Origin of the sequence: Ralstonia chuxiongensis, from assembly GCF_024158925.1 — a bacterium.
GTDB lineage: Bacteria > Pseudomonadota > Gammaproteobacteria > Burkholderiales > Burkholderiaceae > Ralstonia > Ralstonia chuxiongensis.
Map to the genome: position 1 here is coordinate 131992 of NZ_JAMYWC010000009.1, position 14418 is coordinate 146409.

The following is a 14418-nucleotide window of genomic DNA, read 5'->3' on the forward strand; positions in this document are numbered from 1 at the left end:
GGAGCCGGTGGACGTGGTGAATCGCCTGCCCGAAACCGGACGTTCGTGATCCGCTAAAGCAACCTGCCGCTACCGCCACTGCGTGCTCAAGTCCTCATTTCTCTTACTGCCCGTTCCAAATTCGCCCGCACAATCACGCGATGAAACGGCGCAATCGTCGCAAGATAGAGACGCCCCAGTCTGTTGTGGCAATGCACCACCGTCCCCGCGAGCAGCTCGCGCCCATTTGCCGCATCGGCGCGAAGTTGGATGGTGGCGCGGAAATCGAGATGCCGGTCATCCGCGCCCACTATCAACTCCGTCGCGCTCTTTGACAGCAGCGGTAAGTAACCGATAACCGGCCCACGCGCCGCTCCGGCAAGACCGACGGCGCGAGACGATTTGACGCCGACTGTCGCCATCGCCACATCGCGGACACGCGTGAGCGCACGAATCCACCACGCCTGCCGCTCGAACGCGGCGCGTGCCAATACCTCCAGATCATCGCTGGCCTCCGCCGGCAGTCGAATTGCGAAGGCATCCAAAAGGTCCGCGCCCGCATAAAGCGGCGCTAGCACGCTGTTGCTCGGCATGGGCACGGCGCGCGCTTTGGTCGAGGTCGTGTTCCGGGGTAGGTTCATGGTGTCCAGCAGTCTAGTCGTGCCAGCGGCATCATCGATGCGGGCGGCTGTCGTCAGAGTGTGTGCTGCGGTCGGTGGCCGTATCTCGATCAATGGCTTGCCGAGAGTCTGCCCGAAAACGGACGGCCACCGCAGGCTGCTGATGGCCGATTGCCGCCCGACGACCGCGGCGCTTGTTGGCTCAGAGGAGCCCTTCGTGCGCCAAGTACTCCCTTCGGAACGTGCTCTTTCTCGGCGCCGCAGGATTCTTTATAGGCGCAATCGGTGCCAGACATTGAACCGAAGTTGTTTCGGTTCCCACGGCTTTGGCAGATTTGTTTCTCGGTGCTTGGCCGCGTACTTGTCGCAGTACATCTGCACGTAGGAGCACTCGGCTATTCCATCGCCGTGTTCGTGGGCATAACGCTTGGCTATCTGCCGCCTTTTTGGATTGAGTACGTTTCAATTCCATGACTGATGTCTAGGGCTCTGGCGGCCACTCATGGCCGAAGGCGAGCAAATCCAGCAGCGAATGCACTACTCGGCATTCCCGCCCGTCACGGGAATGCGTCAATCTGTTTTTATTGGCCGTAGCCTCGCCGCTCTACGGCAGCTAATACATCCCGCGTTTGCGGATCGACATCGCGGCCCCCGAGCGACATCGATACGTCCGCATCAATCGCGTCCACAAAGCCTTTGATGAAGGCCGGCGGGAACGCGTGCGCGGACAGATGTTGAAGCTGTTGGCGCAGCATGCCCGGGCGGCATTGGCCGTGTGTGCACATGGCGGTGCGCGTGCGCTTGAGATACGCCTGCGCTGCGATGGCGCTAATCTCGCCAATCGACTTCCCCTTTCCAGATTCAGATTGAAGGTCGGATCTCAGTCTGGGTGCTTCGACACCGTTGCTGGAAGGTGGGAAGCGTACCTGCGAAGACCAGCAAAGCAACAACGTTCGAGCAAGCGAATCCACAAAGCAAGCTGGGTAACGAGACAGCACTTTGTAGCGATCTCTACAGCGTTGCAGTGGTCCGTACGGCTGCCTATGCTGCCGTCATGGTTCCTAATCCTGAATCCTGGCTTCTGTTCGTTGTCAGCCTGCCGACGGCTGGCGCCACGGTGCGCATGCGCGTATGGCGCGCGGTCAAGGCCCTTGGCTGCGCGGCCCTGCGCGACGGTGCCTACCTGCTGCCAGCACACACAGAACAAGCTGCGCAGTTGCGTGAACTTGCAGACGAAGTTGTGCAAGAGGACGGTCAAGCGTGGTTGCTTCATGTCCAAGCGCAGGGCGTGGGCGAGGCAATGGCTTATCAAGCGTTGTTCGATCGCTCCGCTGACTACACCGACTGGCTCGCTGAACTGGCCGAAGCGCGCAAGACACTGCCAAATCTAGCCGCAGCCGAGCTCAATCGACTGCAGCGGCGTCACGCACGTGCGTACGAGGCAATTCGTCAGATCGACTTCTTCCCCAATGAAGCGTCCACCCTTGCTGCCGCGCAATGGCGGGATTTTGCGGCCGCCATTGAAGCAATCCAATCGCCTGGCGAGCCGCAGGCCAGTGGCGGCAACATTCCAAGACGCGACCCAGCTCAGTACCAGGGCCGGTTGTGGGCGACACGCCAGCACCTGTGGGTCGACCGGGTAGCCAGCGCCTGGCTGATCCAGCGCTTCATCGACCCGCATGCCCGGTTCGTCTGGCTCGAAAGCCCGGCCGACTGCCCGGCCGATGCGCTGGGCTTCGACTTCGACGGTGCGACATTCACCCATGTCGGCGACAAGGTGTCGTTCGAGGTACTCCTGGCCAGCTTTGGCTTGCACGACGATCGCGGACTCGCGCGCTTGGGCGCCATGGTGCACGCACTGGACGTGGGCGGCGTGCCAGCACCGGAAGCCGCGGGCTTCGAGGCTGTCCTGGCAGGTGCGCGCAAGCGCCTGGCCGACGACGATGCGTTGCTCGCTGAGGTCGGCACCGTGCTCGATTCCCTCTATATGCATTTCTCCTCTGCACGCAAACCGTAATCCCGCTCATCTGGAACCGACGATGACCACACCCCAATCAATTGAGGCTGCGCCCCAAGCAGATCGGCCCAGCTACACGCTCTTGCAACTGGTGCTCTACTTCCTGCGCCTCGGCACTCTGGGCTTTGGCGGCCCAGTTGCACTCGCCGGCTACATGCGCCGCGATCTGGTGGATACGCGCCAGTGGATCACCGAGGGCGACTACAAGGAAGGCCTCGCGCTCGCCCAGCTCGCCCCAGGGCCGCTTGCCGCACAACTGGCGATCTATCTCGGCTATGTGCACTACCGAATCGTGGGTGCCACACTGATCGGCATCGCGTTCGTGATGCCCTCCTTCCTGATGGTGGTGGCGCTCGGCTGGGCCTACACACGCTTCGGCGGCCTGACGTGGATGCAGTCGGTGTTCTATGGAGTCGGTGCGGCCGTGATCGGCATCATCGCCATCAGCGCCTACAAGCTGACCACTAAGAGCGTCGGCAAAGACAAGCTGTTGTGGTTCGTCTACCTGGTACTGGCAGCGGTGACGGTCATCACCGAATCGGAAGTCGCGTGGCTGTTCCTGGCGGGTGGCGTGCTTGTCTGGTTCTGGCGTGCACCGCCCAAGTGGCTGCGTCAAGGCCGGCTGAACGCCATCGCGGCGGCGCCCATCCCTGCCGCAAGCGGCATCGTTAGCGCGATCGATTGGCCTGTGCTGTCGCAAATCGGCGTGTTCTTCGCCAAGGCCGGCGCGTTCGTCTTCGGCTCCGGCCTCGCCATCGTGCCGTTCCTGTATGGCGGCGTGGTCACCGAGCACCACTGGCTCAACGACAAACAGTTCGTCGATGCCGTCGCGGTGGCAATGATCACACCGGGCCCTGTCGTCATCACCGTGGGTTTTATTGGCTTCCTGATCGCAGGGTTGCCGGGCGCTTGCGTGGCCGCCGCAGCCACCTTCCTGCCCTGCTACCTGTTCACCATCTTGCCCGCACCGTACTTCAAGAAGTACGGCAAGCTGCCCGGCATCCTGGCGTTCGTTGATGGCGTGACGGCAGCCGCCGTGGGCGCCATCACCGGCGCGGTGATCGTGCTGGCCAAGCGCTCGATCGTCGATGTGCCGACGGTGTTGCTGGCACTCATCACGGTCGTGCTGCTGCTCAAGTTCAAGAAGCTGACGGAGCCAGTCATCGTGGCAAGCGCCGCCCTGATTGGCCTGGCGGTGTATCCGCTACTCCATCACTAAGTCATCCAGGGGGCTCTCATGACCTACCAAGTGAAGCCGCTGGCATGCGATCCGACCAGGCTGTCTGGGTTGTCGGAGAAGCTGATCGTCAGCCACTACGAGAACAACTACGGCGGTGCGGTGAAACGGCTGAACGCCATCACGGCGGACGTTGCTGCGCTTGATGTGGCGACTGCTCCAGTGTTCGTGCTCAACGGCCTGAAGCGTGAGGAGTTGATTGCGACGAACTCGATGATCCTGCACGAGGTGTACTTCGACAGCCTCGGCGATGGCGGGCCACTGGACGGTGGCCTGAAAGAAACCATCGCGCGCGATTTCGGTTCAGTTGAACGCTGGCAAGCCGAGTTCACGGCGATGGGCAAGGCGCTTGGCGGCGGCTCGGGCTGGGTATTGCTGACCTACTCGCCGCGCGACGGCCGGCTCGTCAACCAGTGGGCGTCGGACCACGCGCACACCTTGGCGGGTGGCACGCCCATCCTGGCCCTCGACATGTACGAACACTCGTATCACATGGACTACGGTGCCAAGGCCGCTGCCTATGTCGACGCCTTCATGCAGAACGTGCATTGGGCGCGCGTTGCCGAACGCCTGGCGGCCGTACAGCGCTAGCCCTTCGTTTTCGATCAACGAAACACTGCGGAGGTTGTCATGCAATGGATCACGCGGGAGCGCCCGAAAATCGACCGCATTGCCTGCCCCTGGCTAATCGCCCGCTTCATCGACGAGACGCCGGAGTTCTTGTACGTGCCGTCCGGTGACGTCGTGCGCATCGCCAACGAAACCGGCGCGATTCCGTACGACATTCCCGGCGTTGAGCTTACCCATGTCGGCGAGCTGTGTAGCTTCGATGCGTTTCTCGGCAAATACCACCTTGGCGATGATCCAGCGCTGCAGCAGCTGGCGGGCATCGTTCGCGGCGCGGACACGTCAAGGCTCGATCTGACGCCGCAGTCCAGCGGTCTGTACGCCATCTCGCTCGGACTGTCACAGATGTTTGCCGATGACCACGAGATGCTGGAGCACGGCTTGGTGATGTACGACGCGCTCTATGCATGGTGTCGACACTGCCAAGCGGAAACGCACAAATGGCCGCCCAAGATGCCTGCCTGAGCGAGCCGAAGGAATGATATTCATGAAGCGAATCATGCTGACCTTGAAGCGCGGCCAGTTGCAAAGCGCCGGCATCAGCGCGGCGATCACGATGCTATGCACAACGACTCCGGTCTTGGCCGAAGAAGGCTTCAAGCACCTGAGCGGCGCTGAACTCAAGAAGGCGATCGTTGGCAAGACCATCACAGATGGCACGCACTGGTCCGATAAGTTCAAGCCCGACGGCACCGTCGAGTCCGTCATGCACGGACAGGTCCTGGGCGGCCGCTGGCACGTGCGTGACGGCGACCTGTGCATTGGCGATTCAAACGGCAAGGGCAAGCCGCAGGCCGAGGACTGCTTCGAAGTCTGGCGCCATGGCCACGCAATCGAATATCGGCGCAATGGAAACGGCTTTGCGCAGGGGGATTTGGTCAACAGATGACGTATCGGAGCATGCCATGTCCACTCGAACCCGGCTCCTCTTCGCAACCTTTCTCGTATGTTCGGTCAGTCTCACGATCGCCGGCTGTAAAAAGAACCCTTTTGGAGAGCGCAGCACCGAGGTGGTCAGCGTCGCGCAGGTGCCCGCCGCTGTCAAAGCGACGATTGACCAGCAAGCCGGTGGCCGTGCAATCGGCGAAATCGAGAAACAAACGATAAACGGCCACGTCCGCTACGAGGTCACGCTTGGCAGCGGAAGCGACAAATCAACGGTTGTCATTGGTGACGACGGCAAGCAGGTCGCCGATGACGACGATGACTGAGACCGTTCGTCACAACCCACCACCCCTGCTGTGGCTGCCGCTCGGCGTTGGTTCGCGCGCGCTCTATCCCCCCGAGCATCAATGCCGGCGCGTTGCCGCTACTCGTAGGCCGGGCGTTGCCCGGCTTCTGCGACGGGTACGCAGCCGTGCTATTGCCCATGCACGGATTCCTCCACGTCCAACCACTCAACTGACCGAAACCTTCCCCGCCCCAACCCCCGGAGTGTCAGATGTCATTGCTCAACCGTACCGCGCTCGCTCTTGCCGCAGCCCTCTGTGCTTGCACGATTGCCAGCGCAGCGCCGCCGGATTCACACGCGGCTCTGGATACCGCTCGCATTGAGCAGATCACCGGCCTGAAAGGAACCTTCTCCGAACGCGAAAACGTCTTCAAGGTGTCGAAGCCGCGCACCGATGTGCCAATCCAAGTCGACGGTCTCGCCATGCCGCCGTTCATGGGCCTGACCTCCTGGGCAGCATTCACCCCGGCGCGCGGCGGCCATGTCATGTTGATGGGCGACACCGTCGTGTTCGAGGATGAAGTGAACCCTGCGATGAGTGCCGCCCTCGATGCCGGCCTGGAAGTGACGGCGCTGCATAACCACTTCTTCTTCGACCGGCCCAAGGTGTATTTCATGCACATCGGCGGTATGGGCGACGCGGCACAACTGGCTGCAGGCGTGAAAAAGGTCTACGACAAGATCGCCGAGATTCGTGCTGCGAATGCTGCCCCGGCCACGAACTTCCCCGGCAAGATCGGTGCGGAAAACAAGATCACGTCGGCACCCCTCGAAACCATCCTGGGTACGAAAGGGCAAGCCAGCAACGGCATGTTGAAGGTGGTGATTGGCGCTCGCGGGACTATGCAAGGCACGCCGATCGGCAACGAAATGGGCGTCAATACCTGGGCTGCGTTTGCCGGCACGGACAAGGAAGCCGTCGTCGATGGCGACTTTGTGATGCGGGAAGACGAGCTGCAGCCCGTGCTGAAGGCAATGCGCGCCGACGGCATCAACATCGTCGCCATCCATCAGCACATGACCCACGAGCAACCGCGCTACATGTTCCTGCACTACTGGGGCAAAGGCGAAGCAGCCGATCTGGCCAAGAGCGTGAAGAAGGCTCTGGACGCGCAGGCCGGCGTACGCAAGTAGCGCGATGCCGCGAGCGCGGGCACAAGCGTTGAGTTGCGTTGAGTTCGCCCGCGCTTCGTTACGATCACAACGGTCAAAAACCATGCATGCCCAACCGCTGTCGCACAGGTGCCGCCCCTTGTCCAGGTGGGTTCTCGCGCTTCTCTCGATGACGTTCGGCTTAGCACTCTGCGCCGATGCGGCAACGCAAGGGCAACCCGGAACGTTGCCCTTACGACATGTGGGCGACTACCCGCTACCCGGCACCACAACGCGATGGGATTACCTCAGCCTGGACCCCACCCGATCACGGCTGTTTGTCGCGCATCTCGGGGATAGCACGGTGGTCGTCGTGGACACCAAAACCAAAGCCGTGCTGGCCACGATCGGCAACATCCGTCATGTCCATGGCACGTTGGCCGTGCCGGAACTCGGCCGCGTGTATGCCTCCGCGACTGGAACCGACGAAATCGTGGCAATCGACGCCACCACCCTGAAAATCGTCGCCCGCATCCCTGGAGGCGTTTATCCGGATGGCATTGCTTACGCGCCAGAGGTCAGCAAGCTGTATGTCTCCGACGAGACCGGCAACACGGAAACGGTGATCGACGCCCGCACCAACCAGCGAATCGCGACCATCGAGCTGGGTGGTGCGGTGGGGAATACGCAATACGACCCGGTTTCGAAGCACATTTTTGTCAACGTCCAGGGACGCGGGATGTTGGTCGAGATTGACCCGCGCACCGACAAGATCATTGATCGCATTCCGTTGCCCGGGGCCGACGGAAACCATGGACTGCTGATCGAGCCCAAGCTGCGGCTCGCGTTTATCGCTTGCGAGGATAACGACCGCTTGCTCGTCCTCAATCTGAAGACCAAGCGGCTCACTGCAAGCTTCGATGCCAAAGGAACGCCTGACGTATTGGGCTACGACCCCGATCTCGGCCAGCTCTACGTGGCCGGTGAATCTGGCGTGGTGTCAATCTTCCGTGTCGCCGCAACAGGTGTGACGAAAACCGGCGAAGGCTTCGTGGGGCCGAATGCGCATAGTTTGGCGATCGACCCCGCAACGCATGAGATTTACTTTCCTTTGAAGGATGTTGATCGTCACCCCGTGATGCGCGTCATGAAACCTGGCGCCTGACACGCCGCGAACGCGCGACAATGAGCGCATTCGATCAATCAGACAGTCGTCATGTCCCTCCGCTCCGCCAGCCCCGCCTTGGCCGCCGCGCTGCTGTTCGGTGCCAGCACACCTCTAGCCAAAACGCTGACAGGCTCGATTTCTCCGATCTTGCTTGCGGGTCTGCTCTACCTCGGCAGTGGTCTTGGCCTGGCTGGAGTCCTGCTGGCACGGCGGCTGTTCTGGAAATCCGCTGAGACCGCGCAAGCTGGTCCGGCTATCCCACGCCGCGAGATTCCGTGGCTGCTCGGTGCCATCCTTGCAGGCGGGGTGGCGGGCCCCGCACTGTTGATGACGGGGCTGGCGCACACGGCCGCTGCGCCCGCCTCTCTTCTGCTTAACGTGGAAGGCGTTTTTACCGCACTCATCGCGTGGATCGTATTCAAGGAAAACGCCGATCAGCAGATCGTGCTCGGGATGGTTGCCATCGTGGCGGGCGGGGTCCTGCTGTCGTGGCAGCCAGACGCAGCGAGCTTATCGCCGAGCGCACTGCTGATCGTGGCCGCCTGCGCATGCTGGGCGATCGACAACAATTTGACGCGCAATGTCTCGTCCAACGACGCAGTGTTGATCGCGTGCCTGAAGGGCCTTGTCGCCGGCGCCTGCAATACCGGTTTTGCGCTGGCGGCTGGCAATGCACTACCTGCGGCGGTACCACTCATCTCGGCAATGCTTGTCGGCTTTGCCGGGTATGGCATCAGCCTGGCGCTATTTGTGGTGGCGCTGCGGCACCTTGGCACCGCGCGCACGGGGGCGTATTTCTCCGTCGCACCGCTGTTTGGCGTGGTAATTGCCTTCCTGATCTGGCCAGAGATACCTGGGTTCCTGTTCTGGCTGGCTTCAGCCTTCATGGGGTTCGGTGTCTGGCTCCATCTGCGGGAACGGCACGAGCATGAGCACGTGCACGAGCCGATGGAGCACACACATGCACATCGGCATGATGAACATCACCAGCACCAGCACGACTTCCAGTGGGATGGAAAAGAGCCGCACGTGCATGCCCACCGGCACGAACCGTTGGTGCACAAACATCCGCATTACCCGGATATTCACCACCGTCATTCGCACTAGGTCGCAATGTCAGATCTGCAGTCACCTAAGAACGGCTAACCGCAACAACACGCCTCTCAGCTATGCCAAAGGCCGCTTCTGGCCGATTGCCGCCCGACAATCGCAGCGCTTGTCGACTTTGAGGACCCCGTCGTACGCCAACTACTCCCTTCGGAACGTGCTCTTTCTCGGCGCCGCAGCGAACGCCCAACTGTCACCCCGACTCTGCCCCGGCATTCCCGCCCGTCACGGGAATGCGTCAATCCATTGTTATTGGCTGTAGCCACGCCGCTCTATGGCGGCTAACACGTCCCACGTTTGCGGATCGACATCGCGGCCCCCGAGCGACATCGATACGTAAGCATCAATCGCATCCACAAAGCCTTTGATGAACGCCGGCGGAAATGCGTGCGCGGAAAACTGCTGAAGCTGTTCGCGCAGCATGCCCGGGCGGCATTGGCCGTGTGTGCACATGGCGGTGCGCGTGCGCTTGAGATACGCCTGCGCTGCGATTGCGCCGTTCAGGTAGGTGCGGTTTTTGGTGAGCCTGCCTGTGTCGGATGGCGTGGGCGGTGGGCTGGGCGACGGTACTGGAGGGGATGGGTACGACGCTGGGCGCGTCTCGTCTGCAATAGGCATAGGAGCCTCCTTGGGATTGAAGGAGCCCCGCCATCTCGGCGCTAAACGAGGGTGGCGGGCCTGACGATGGTGTTAGCGACCCGGTCCCAAGGAAACCGGTAGACCCGAAGGTCTCACCATCCGGCCCGCCAAAGTAGGCGCGAACGGAAGCAGCAGTGCGACTGCATGCAGCAATCGTCCGCCTTGGTGTTTCAGGTCGCTAAACCAGGCTGCCGTTGGTGCGGCAGCGGGGCAATTATAGCGATGGGGGCAGCGCCAAAAGTTGGATTATTGATTCACTACATGGTCGGCGTCGGTCATACACGCTCATTCTGCGCAGCGAGCGAAGGGAACTGCTTCTCCATGTCGCTCAAGCAATCTGCCATCAACTTCGCATCGCGAGGAAATCTGCGCTCAAATGCAGGCCTATTTTTGAGCCGAAGGACGCGCGGCATTTCTACAAGCGCCACGATTGCGTCCCAGAATGCATCCCAGTTTTTTCCGTACCAACCTGGAAACTGTAATTGGTCCATCAGCCGCTCATGCAACAACTGACGGGCTGAAAGGCTGAGGGGCGTGAATGGAGCGCGGCAACTAAGTGCGCTTTACTCGGCGATCAACTCGACGGTCACAACGCCTTCACGTTGCTGGCCAAGCGTGCCAATCGCGCCATCGATGCGCCCGAGGTGGACCAGCCCCGGCGCGTAGGGCGCATTCTTGTAGAACAGGGCCAAGTTGCCCCACGGGGCGTAGTAAGCCAAATCACCTACTACGGCGTCGGTGCCCGCTGGCGCGCTATCGACATTGAGCTTGTTGGGCAAGTAAGCGATCTTCTCTGCCGAAGCGAAGTCACTCACCTCCAGACGTAGGGGCAACATGGCTACCAACTCGTACGCCGCTGGCTGGTCGACAAGGGTGGCGATGAACTCATCGGCAGGAAACCGAAAGCGAATCTTCATGAGCGCTACTTCCTGAGTGCGTTGCAGGTCCGGCCATATCACGCCGCGTACTGGCCATCGTTGACGTGCTCCATCCATTGGGCGGCCGTTCCGTCACGCAGCTCTTGGATGGCGATGTGCGCCATGGAGTGCGTGGCAGAAGCGCCATGCCAATGCTTCACACCCGGTGGAATCCACGCCACGTCACCGGGGTGGAGGGCGCGCCGCTCCTCGCCCCAGGCCTGAATCCAACCCTGGCCTGCAGTGACGATCAGAATCTGGCCAACCGGGTGCGCATGCCAGGCTGTCCGGGCACCGGGCGTGAAGGTGACCAGAGCGCCCGACCCCATTGAATGTGAGTTCGGCCCGAACATCCCGTCCACGACGACGGTGCCGGTGAACAGTTCAGCCGCGCCGAGGGCCGATGGTCGCGCGCCGACCGGTGTGACCTGAATGGTCGGCTGGCGGGTCTGCGCGTCTGAGGGCGTCGAGCCAGCGCTGTTGGCGGATTGGTCATCCATATAAGTGCTCCTGAGGCATGAGGCCCGACGAAGGCCGCGGCTTCCCGCCGGCTCGCCCTCGTCTATAACGGCCGCGATTGCAGTTCGTTGTTTCGCCCTTCCGGGCCTTGAAACGACTGTAGCGGCCATGCCCATTCAGCACTAGACTGCACAATCGGCATGGACTTATGGCTCGTTTCGATCAATGGACAGCGAGAACCTCAACGACCTGTATGCATTCCTCGCTGTTGCGCAGGAGCGCAGCTTCACCAAAGCCGCTGCCAAGCTGGGGCTGTCGCAATCTACCTTGAGCCATACCGTCCGGGGACTCGAAACACGGCTGGGCGTGCGGCTGCTGACACGGACGACGCGAAGCGTGGCGCCCACCGAAGCCGGTGAGCAGTTGCTGCAAAGCGTGAGGCCCAAGCTCGAGGAGATCGCCGCCGACCTCGCGGCCGTGCGTGAATACCGAGACAAGCCGTCCGGCACCATCCGCATCACCGCCATCGACATCGCAGCCGATCTGTACGTGTGGCCCCGGCTGCGGCCGTTGCTCAAGAGCTATCCGGAGCTGCGGATCGAGATCGCCACCGACTACCGACTGGTGGACGTCGTGACCGAGCGCTTCGACGTCGGCATCCGCATGGGCGATCAGGTCGCAAAGGACATGGTCGCCGTACGCATCAGCCCAAACATGCGCGCAGCGATCGCCGCTTCGCCGGCGTACTTGGCAGAGCACGGAACGCCACGGACCATCGACGACCTAGCCCAACACCAGTGCATCACTCTGCGGCTGAGCAACGGCGCCATCTACGCCTGGGAATTGATAGACGACGGCAAGGACCTCACCGTCAAGGTCGACGGGCAGGCCACCTTTAGCGGCGCCTACCAGATGATGCAGGCCGCCATCGATGGTTGCGGCCTCGTGTTCGTGACCGAAGATGCGCTCAAGCCCCACGTCGACGCAGGGCGCCTGGTATGGGTGATGGAGGACCACTGGCCGACTTGGCCCGGTTGGCATGCCTACTACCCGAGCCGACGCGAATCGTCCCGCGCGCTCAAGCTCGTAATCGAAGCCCTGCGCAGTCCGGCGCCGCCAGGTTGAGCCGGCACTACGCGCCACCGAGCGACGGACCATTGATCGCCTAGCAACAATGGTTGCGCCTGATTCATGCGTCGTCTCGATAAGTTCATGCGATCTGCGGCGTCTAGTGCTGGGTGCCTTGCGGCCCTAATCTTCTGATTGACCTTGGGATAGAGCCCGGGGACACACATCAGGAGCAAGGAATCGTGGAAGGCAAAGTCATCATCATTACGGGCGCCTCGTCTGGCATCGGCGCTGCCACCGCTAAGCTCGTGGCATCCAAAGGAGCGAAGGTCGTGCTGGGCGCACGGCGGCAGGACAAGCTCGAGGCGCTGGCCGACGAGATCCGTGCCGCAGGTGGCGAGGCCGCCTACCAAGTGCTGGACGTCACGAAACAGGCCGACAACGACGCCATCGTCAACCTGGCGAAGGAAACCTTCGGAAAGGTCGACGTGATCTTCCTGAACGCCGGGATCATGCCGAGTTCACCGCTGTCGGCGCTGAAGACGGACGACTGGCACGAGATGGTCGATATCAACATCAAGGGCGTGCTCAATGGCGTGGCAGCAGTGCTGCCCACCTTTACCGCTCAGAAGTCTGGGCAGGTGATCGCCACGTCGTCGGTCGCAGGCCTGAAGGCATATCCTGGCAGCGCTGTGTACGGTGGAACGAAATGGTTCGTGCGCGACTTCATGGAGGTGTTGCGCATCGAATCGGCCATGGAAGGCACACACATCCGTACCGCTACCATCTACCCCGCCGCAATCAACACGGAACTGTTGAATACGATCAGCGACAAGGCGACTTCGACCGGCATGCACGCGCTGTACGAGGCCCACGGCATTTCGCCCGATCGTATCGCCAATGTCGTGGCGTTCGCGATCGAGCAACCAGCGGACACGACCGTAAGCGAGTTCACTGTCGGTCCCACCACGCAACCCTGGTAAGACGACTCTGAGTGCCGAGCACCTCGCCGCCGGATCTGTCGACTAGATGGATGGTCCGCTGCAACAGCGTTGGCTGATGTTGAGCGGGCGAGCATCGCGCACCCCAGGATTCTTCGGCAACGGGCGCTTTTGGCCGGAAGCAGGCAAATCCAACAACCCAAGCCCAACTGCCACCCAAGCATTCCCGCCCGTCACGGGAATGCGTCAATCTGTTTTTATTGGCCGTAGCCTCGCCGCTCTACGGCAGCTAATACATCCCACGTTTGCGGATCAACATCGCGGCCCCCGAGCGACATCGATACGTAAGCGTCAATCGCATCCACAAAGCCTTTGATGAAGGCCGGCGGGAAGGCGTGTGCCGAAAACTGTTGAAGCTGCTCGCGCAGCATGCCTGGCCGGCATTGGCCGTGCGTGCACATGGCGGTGCGTGTGCGCTTGAGATACGCCTGCGCTGCGATTGCGCCGTTCAGGTAGGTGCGGTTTTTGGTGAGCCTGCCTGTGTCGGATGACGTGGGCGGTGGGGGTTGCGATGTTGGCGGAGATGGATACGACGCTGGGCGCGTCTCGTCTGCAATAGGCATGGGAGCCTCCGTGAGTGTTGACTGGAGGTCCGCCTTCTCGTCGCCAGACGAAGGTGGCGGGCCTGACGGCGGGGCTGGCGAACCGGTACTCACGGCAACCGGCAGACCTTGCGGTCTCCCCACCCGGCCCGCCATAGGAGGCATGCGCGAGTGTGCCCGAGCGTATCCGCCAAGCGGACGCTCGTTGTGAGTATGTCGAGTCGCCAAACCCGACTGCCGTTGGTGCGGCAGCGGGATGGATTATAGCGATGGGGGCAGCGGCGAAAGTTGGATTCTTGGTTCGTCGGGAGCGACGGTCGGAAGGTCACGCTCCAGCCTCAAACAGTGGCGCTTCACCCCCAGAGAGTGGAACGCGAGAGTCAAACACTGGCGTTTCACTGTTTGAGGGTCGAGCGGCAGTGTCAAAGAGTCGAACTCGACCCCTTGAGGGTCGCGTTTGAGCCTCAAACACTCGAACTTCACTGTCTGAGGGTCACGTTCCACTGTCTGAGGGTCGAGCGTCAGTGCCAAAGAGTCGAATTCGACCCTCTGAGGGTCGCGTTTGAGCCTCAAAACACTCGAACTTGTGAATCGCCCCGGCTTTCCTAGACACCCGCGAGCCGTTGGGAATGGCGTTGTTCGAACTCTACCGGTGATAGACCGTTGGCGCTCGAATGACGCCGTGTTGGGTTGTAAAACATCTCGATGTAGTTG

General features: G+C 61.6%; 19 protein-coding genes. 11 read left to right on the plus strand and 8 right to left on the minus strand.

What is annotated here, in order from left to right:
* Nucleotides 1-86: 86 nt before the first annotated feature.
* Both NKG59_RS24315 and NKG59_RS24320 read right to left on the minus strand, forming a co-directional pair.
* A complete protein-coding gene (locus NKG59_RS24315) occupies nucleotides 87-620 on the minus strand; it encodes a DUF2867 domain-containing protein (RefSeq protein WP_253542338.1) in 534 nt (177 codons plus the stop codon).
* A 560-nt stretch (nucleotides 621-1180) separates the two neighbouring features.
* Complete coding sequence (locus NKG59_RS24320) at nucleotides 1181-1483, minus strand: hypothetical protein (RefSeq protein ID WP_253542396.1); 303 nt, start codon at nucleotides 1481-1483, stop codon at nucleotides 1181-1183.
* A gap of 170 nt (nucleotides 1484-1653) precedes the next feature.
* Here NKG59_RS24320 and NKG59_RS24325 point away from each other — a divergent pair, with 170 nt between their 5' ends.
* From NKG59_RS24325 to NKG59_RS24365, 9 genes are all read left to right on the plus strand, one after another.
* On the plus strand, nucleotides 1654-2616 hold the full coding sequence (locus NKG59_RS24325; protein WP_253542341.1) for a chromate resistance protein ChrB domain-containing protein: 963 nt from the start codon (nucleotides 1654-1656) through the stop codon (nucleotides 2614-2616).
* Between the two features lie 22 nt (nucleotides 2617-2638).
* Nucleotides 2639-3835 (plus strand): chromate transporter, encoded by a 1197-nt coding sequence (locus NKG59_RS24330; RefSeq protein ID WP_253542344.1) that lies wholly within the window; start codon nucleotides 2639-2641, stop codon nucleotides 3833-3835.
* 18 nt (nucleotides 3836-3853) lie between these two features.
* Nucleotides 3854-4444, plus strand: coding sequence for a superoxide dismutase (locus tag NKG59_RS24335; RefSeq protein ID WP_253542347.1), 591 nt, complete (start codon nucleotides 3854-3856; stop codon nucleotides 4442-4444).
* A 39-nt stretch (nucleotides 4445-4483) separates the two neighbouring features.
* Complete coding sequence (locus NKG59_RS24340) at nucleotides 4484-4945, plus strand: chromate resistance protein ChrB domain-containing protein (RefSeq protein ID WP_253542350.1); 462 nt, start codon at nucleotides 4484-4486, stop codon at nucleotides 4943-4945.
* Nucleotides 4946-4967: 22 nt separating this feature from the next.
* Nucleotides 4968-5369 (plus strand): hypothetical protein, encoded by a 402-nt coding sequence (locus tag NKG59_RS24345; RefSeq protein ID WP_253542353.1) that lies wholly within the window; start codon nucleotides 4968-4970, stop codon nucleotides 5367-5369.
* A 16-nt stretch (nucleotides 5370-5385) separates the two neighbouring features.
* Nucleotides 5386-5691 (plus strand): hypothetical protein, encoded by a 306-nt coding sequence (locus tag NKG59_RS24350; RefSeq protein ID WP_253542356.1) that lies wholly within the window; start codon nucleotides 5386-5388, stop codon nucleotides 5689-5691.
* Nucleotides 5692-5921: 230 nt separating this feature from the next.
* Nucleotides 5922-6845: a DUF1259 domain-containing protein gene (locus NKG59_RS24355; protein ID WP_253542359.1), complete on the plus strand. Its 924-nt coding sequence runs from the start codon at nucleotides 5922-5924 to the stop codon at nucleotides 6843-6845.
* Nucleotides 6846-6927: 82 nt separating this feature from the next.
* A complete protein-coding gene (locus NKG59_RS24360; protein WP_420804051.1) occupies nucleotides 6928-7968 on the plus strand; it encodes a YncE family protein in 1041 nt (346 codons plus the stop codon).
* A gap of 51 nt (nucleotides 7969-8019) precedes the next feature.
* Nucleotides 8020-9078 carry a DMT family transporter gene (locus tag NKG59_RS24365; RefSeq protein ID WP_253542365.1) on the plus strand — a complete coding sequence of 353 codons (1059 nt, stop codon included), beginning with the start codon at nucleotides 8020-8022 and terminating at the stop codon, nucleotides 9076-9078.
* Nucleotides 9079-9327: 249 nt separating this feature from the next.
* On the opposite strand, the gene NKG59_RS24370 is transcribed toward NKG59_RS24365, so the two are convergent.
* The 4 genes from NKG59_RS24370 to NKG59_RS24385 all read right to left on the minus strand — a co-directional run bounded on the left by NKG59_RS24370 (nucleotide 9328) and on the right by NKG59_RS24385 (nucleotide 11134).
* Nucleotides 9328-9696 (minus strand): hypothetical protein, encoded by a 369-nt coding sequence (locus NKG59_RS24370; RefSeq protein ID WP_253542368.1) that lies wholly within the window; start codon nucleotides 9694-9696, stop codon nucleotides 9328-9330.
* A gap of 296 nt (nucleotides 9697-9992) precedes the next feature.
* Complete coding sequence (locus tag NKG59_RS24375; RefSeq protein ID WP_315862612.1) at nucleotides 9993-10226, minus strand: barstar family protein; 234 nt, start codon at nucleotides 10224-10226, stop codon at nucleotides 9993-9995.
* A gap of 54 nt (nucleotides 10227-10280) precedes the next feature.
* Nucleotides 10281-10634: a cyclophilin-like fold protein gene (locus tag NKG59_RS24380; protein ID WP_253542381.1), complete on the minus strand. Its 354-nt coding sequence runs from the start codon at nucleotides 10632-10634 to the stop codon at nucleotides 10281-10283.
* A gap of 38 nt (nucleotides 10635-10672) precedes the next feature.
* Nucleotides 10673-11134 (minus strand): (R)-mandelonitrile lyase, encoded by a 462-nt coding sequence (locus NKG59_RS24385; protein WP_253542383.1) that lies wholly within the window; start codon nucleotides 11132-11134, stop codon nucleotides 10673-10675.
* A 184-nt stretch (nucleotides 11135-11318) separates the two neighbouring features.
* Between NKG59_RS24385 and NKG59_RS24390 the strand changes: the two genes are divergently transcribed.
* Together NKG59_RS24390 and NKG59_RS24395 are read left to right on the plus strand one after the other, a co-directional pair.
* Complete coding sequence (locus NKG59_RS24390; RefSeq protein ID WP_253542386.1) at nucleotides 11319-12218, plus strand: LysR family transcriptional regulator; 900 nt, start codon at nucleotides 11319-11321, stop codon at nucleotides 12216-12218.
* A gap of 182 nt (nucleotides 12219-12400) precedes the next feature.
* Nucleotides 12401-13144, plus strand: a complete 744-nt coding sequence (locus NKG59_RS24395) for an SDR family oxidoreductase (RefSeq protein WP_253542399.1) — start codon at nucleotides 12401-12403, stop codon at nucleotides 13142-13144.
* Nucleotides 13145-13359: 215 nt separating this feature from the next.
* Here NKG59_RS24395 and NKG59_RS24400 read toward each other — a convergent pair whose 3' ends face one another.
* Both NKG59_RS24400 and NKG59_RS24405 read right to left on the minus strand, forming a co-directional pair.
* The gene (locus NKG59_RS24400; RefSeq protein ID WP_253542389.1) at nucleotides 13360-13725 is read right to left on the minus strand and encodes a hypothetical protein; all 366 of its coding nucleotides are present in this window, start codon (nucleotides 13723-13725) and stop codon (nucleotides 13360-13362) included.
* A gap of 584 nt (nucleotides 13726-14309) precedes the next feature.
* Nucleotides 14310-14418: IS3 family transposase (locus NKG59_RS24405; RefSeq protein WP_248137186.1), on the minus strand; the 109-nt coding region annotated here is incomplete at its 5' end.

Excerpts from the sequence above, each read along its gene's own strand:
- NKG59_RS24315 (WP_253542338.1), bottom strand. The coding sequence starts at position 620 with ATGAACCTACCCCGGAACACGACCTCGACCAAAGCGCGCGCCGTGCCC.
- NKG59_RS24325 (WP_253542341.1), top strand. The coding sequence starts at position 1,654 with ATGGTTCCTAATCCTGAATCCTGGCTTCTGTTCGTTGTCAGCCTGCCG.
- NKG59_RS24330 (WP_253542344.1), top strand. The coding sequence starts at position 2,639 with ATGACCACACCCCAATCAATTGAGGCTGCGCCCCAAGCAGATCGGCCC.
- NKG59_RS24335 (WP_253542347.1), top strand. The coding sequence starts at position 3,854 with ATGACCTACCAAGTGAAGCCGCTGGCATGCGATCCGACCAGGCTGTCT.
- NKG59_RS24340 (WP_253542350.1), top strand. The coding sequence starts at position 4,484 with ATGCAATGGATCACGCGGGAGCGCCCGAAAATCGACCGCATTGCCTGC.
- NKG59_RS24345 (WP_253542353.1), top strand. The coding sequence starts at position 4,968 with ATGAAGCGAATCATGCTGACCTTGAAGCGCGGCCAGTTGCAAAGCGCC.
- NKG59_RS24350 (WP_253542356.1), top strand. The coding sequence starts at position 5,386 with ATGTCCACTCGAACCCGGCTCCTCTTCGCAACCTTTCTCGTATGTTCG.
- NKG59_RS24355 (WP_253542359.1), top strand. The coding sequence starts at position 5,922 with ATGTCATTGCTCAACCGTACCGCGCTCGCTCTTGCCGCAGCCCTCTGT.
- NKG59_RS24360 (WP_420804051.1), top strand. The coding sequence starts at position 6,928 with ATGCATGCCCAACCGCTGTCGCACAGGTGCCGCCCCTTGTCCAGGTGG.
- NKG59_RS24365 (WP_253542365.1), top strand. The coding sequence starts at position 8,020 with ATGTCCCTCCGCTCCGCCAGCCCCGCCTTGGCCGCCGCGCTGCTGTTC.
- NKG59_RS24370 (WP_253542368.1), bottom strand. The coding sequence starts at position 9,696 with ATGCCTATTGCAGACGAGACGCGCCCAGCGTCGTACCCATCCCCTCCA.
- NKG59_RS24380 (WP_253542381.1), bottom strand. The coding sequence starts at position 10,634 with ATGAAGATTCGCTTTCGGTTTCCTGCCGATGAGTTCATCGCCACCCTT.
- NKG59_RS24385 (WP_253542383.1), bottom strand. The coding sequence starts at position 11,134 with ATGGATGACCAATCCGCCAACAGCGCTGGCTCGACGCCCTCAGACGCG.
- NKG59_RS24390 (WP_253542386.1), top strand. The coding sequence starts at position 11,319 with ATGGACAGCGAGAACCTCAACGACCTGTATGCATTCCTCGCTGTTGCG.
- NKG59_RS24400 (WP_253542389.1), bottom strand. The coding sequence starts at position 13,725 with ATGCCTATTGCAGACGAGACGCGCCCAGCGTCGTATCCATCTCCGCCA.